The organism is Halomonas ventosae (assembly GCF_004363555.1).
GTDB classification, from domain to species: Bacteria; Pseudomonadota; Gammaproteobacteria; order Pseudomonadales; family Halomonadaceae; genus Halomonas; species Halomonas ventosae.
Map to the genome: position 1 here is coordinate 1 of NZ_SNZJ01000038.1, position 2,872 is coordinate 2,872.

The window sequence follows — 2,872 nt, forward strand, 5'->3', positions numbered from 1 at the left end:
TGATGTGCCCCCGGTTTTGTAGACACCTTGCCGACAACCGAAGGTAAGGTGCTATGCGCTTGAAAACTCGACGTCAGTTCTCGCTAGAGTTCAAACGTCATGTCGTTCAGTATTCATTGGAATCCCCGAACACCCTGTCGAATGTGGCCGAGCAGTTCGGGGTTCATCCCAAGGTCCTGTGCCGATGGAGGCGAGAGCTCGTGACCCCTGATGCTCATTCACCCAAGGGGATGTCCAATACAGGTGCCTCCAAGAGCTTGAGCGAGCTGGAGCGTGAAAATCGCAAGCTCAAACAGCGCCTTGAGCGGGCAGAACTGGAAGTGGAGATCCTAAAAAACTGTTTAGGGTGGTCACCCGCTTGTCGGGTCAGAAACTCGGCGGCTGCCTATACTCAGCCTCGGTGCCAGAGGCGCAGCCGTCGGCTTTTTGGTGGTTCGTCCCCGTTAAAAAACGTGGTTCGGGCGGCGTGCTGGACTTGACAGTGGTGACGCCCGCCTCGGGTGATCCCGGTTAGGAAGGTAGACCCGTTCAGCGCCGCCTCCTCTGGCCCCTCACCTGGGTCCTTTGAGGAGTCCGTGCCATGGCTCGTCAACCTTCTTCCCGCCGGCGTCGCAGCCAGTTGCAGGTCGTGCACCCAGACGCGGCGGCGATCGATATCGGTGCACGCTTCCATGTGGTGGCCATTCCCCCGGACCGGGATCCGGAACCGGTCAGGCGCTTCGACAGCTTCACCCATGACCTCCAACGGCTGGCCGACTGGTTGGTGCAACAAGGCATCACCACCGTCGCCATGGAGTCCACCGGCATCTACTGGATTCCCGTGTTCGAGCTACTGGAGGAGCGTGGCCTGGCGGTCATTCTGGCCAATGCACGCGACGTCAAGAACGTGCCGGGGCGCAAGACCGACGTCAACGATGCCCAGTGGCTTCAGCGCCTGCACGCCTATGGCCTGCTGCGCGGGAGTTTCCGGCCGACACAGGAACTGGCCAGCCTGCGCGCGCTGGTCCGCCATCGGGAACGCCTGCTGGCGTATGCCGCCTCGCACATTCAGCACATGCAGAAGGCGCTGATGGAGATGAACCTGCAGCTCCATCATGTGGTGACCGATATCACCGGCAAGACCGGCATGCGTATCCTGCGAGCCATCGTCGCCGGCCAGCGTGACCCTGCCGTGCTGGCGAGCTATCGGGATTGTCGCTGCAAGTCGAGCGAGGAGACGATCCGTCAGGCGTTGGTCGGTCATTATCGCGAGGAGCACGTGCTGGCCCTGCGCCAGTCGCTGGCCCTCTACGACACCTATCATGCGCATATCGCCGATTGTGATCGCCATATCGAGTCGGCGCTGACGGTGCTGGCGGCCAAGGCGGCGCTGCCGCTTACCCCGCTGCCACCGGCACGGCATGCCGAAGCGAACCGCAACGCGCCAACCTTCGATTTACGCGAGCGGCTCTTCAAGGTACTGAGCACCGACCTGACCCAGATCCATGGGCTGGGCCCCTATCTGGTGCTCAAGCTGATCGCCGAGTGCGGCATCGACATGGCCCGTTGGCCCACGGCCAAGCACTTCACCTCCTGGTTGGCCCTGTCGCCGGGCAACAAGATCTCCGGCGGCAAGCTGCTGTCATCGCGAACGCGGCGGACCAAGAACCGAGCGGCGGCCCTGTTACGACTGGCGGCCAATATCATCGGGCGGACGCAGACGGCACTGGGCGCGTTCTATCGTCGATTGGCGAGCCGCATCGGCAAGGCCAAGGCGGTGACGGCCACCGCACGCAAGCTGGCCCTGCTGTTCTACAACACCCTGCGCTACGGCTGGACGTATCAGGATCCTGGCGTGGACTACTACGAAGCGCGCTATCGGCAGCGACTGGTGAGCCACCTGCACCGGCGTGCGAAGTCGCTGGGCTACGAACTGGCCCCGGTGCAGGCCCTTGGGCAGCGAGTTTCTTAGGAAGGCCACCGAGTACTTCGCCAAAAGCCCGAAGTGAAGTTTGCATTCATCAAGTGCTACCGCTCCACGCAGTGGACGGTAGCCTTGATGTGCGTAGTACTCGGTGTGTCCAGAGCGGGCTTTTATCGTTGGCTGAACCGTCCTCCGTCGCCTCGGGTGACGGAGAGAGAGCATTTACTAGCTTTCCTGCTCGCCGAAGCGAAGCGCCAGTCGGGCGTGCCCGGCTATCGCAAGCTGTGGCAAGCGGCCGTAAATGCAGGGTTTGCCTCCGGCAAGAACCGCGTTCAGCGCCTGCTGCAGGGAGCCGGTTATCGCTCGGTACGCGCGCCACGGCCCGGCTATCGGCGTCCCCAGCCTGGGTTGCCGACCTTGCCCAACCTGCTGAACCGGGAATTCGACGTCAGCAAGCCGAACCAGGTCTGGGTGTCAGACATCACCCAAGTGCGCTGTGACGAGGGCTGGTGGTACCTGGCAGTTGTCATGGACCTGTATTCGCGCCGGATCGTGGGATGGGCTGATGGCCCGATCAACGACAGCTATCTTGTCGAGCGGGCATTGGAAGCGGCCTGGGACACACGACAGCCCTCGGGTGACGATATGCTATTTCACTCCGACCAAGGGGCGCAGTACCGCAGCGAAGCCGTGATGCGGTGGCTGACGAAGCGAGGCGTGACGTTGAGCATGTCGCGGCGAGGCAACTGCTGGGATAATGCCTGCGCCGAGAGCTTCTTCGCCCAGCTGAAGGTCGAATGGCTGCAGTGTCTCGGGCGGCAAACGCGGGAAGAGCTGCGCGCTGAGGCGCAGTACTACATCGAAGAGTATTACGATAACGTGCGGCTCCATGGGGCCCTGGGCGGAGTCTCCCCCCGGACCTATGAAGCCGCTGCCTGAGAAGGTGTCTACTTTTTCAGGGCCGCATCA

Annotated in this window: 2 protein-coding genes and 1 pseudogene; all 3 read left to right on the forward strand. The window is 62.3% G+C overall.

What is annotated here, in order from left to right:
- Positions 1-53 precede the first annotated feature (53 nt).
- Entirely contained in the window at positions 54-479 is a 426-nt protein-coding gene (locus DFP85_RS18725; protein WP_133637917.1) for a transposase, read from the forward strand.
- Between the two features lie 101 nt (positions 480-580).
- Positions 581-1,951, forward strand: a complete 1,371-nt coding sequence (locus DFP85_RS18730; protein WP_133637918.1) for an IS110 family RNA-guided transposase — start codon at positions 581-583, stop codon at positions 1,949-1,951.
- A 21-nt stretch (positions 1,952-1,972) separates the two neighbouring features.
- Positions 1,973-2,842 (forward strand): annotated as a pseudogene (locus DFP85_RS18735) (IS3 family transposase); the annotation flags it as partial.
- Positions 2,843-2,872 lie beyond the last annotated feature (30 nt).

Bases quoted from the DNA above. Each gene is read 5' to 3' on its own strand.
- DFP85_RS18730 (WP_133637918.1), top strand. From the start codon at position 581: ATGGCTCGTCAACCTTCTTCCCGCCGGCGTCGCAGCCAGTTGCAGGTC.
- DFP85_RS18725 (WP_133637917.1), top strand. From the start codon at position 54: ATGCGCTTGAAAACTCGACGTCAGTTCTCGCTAGAGTTCAAACGTCAT.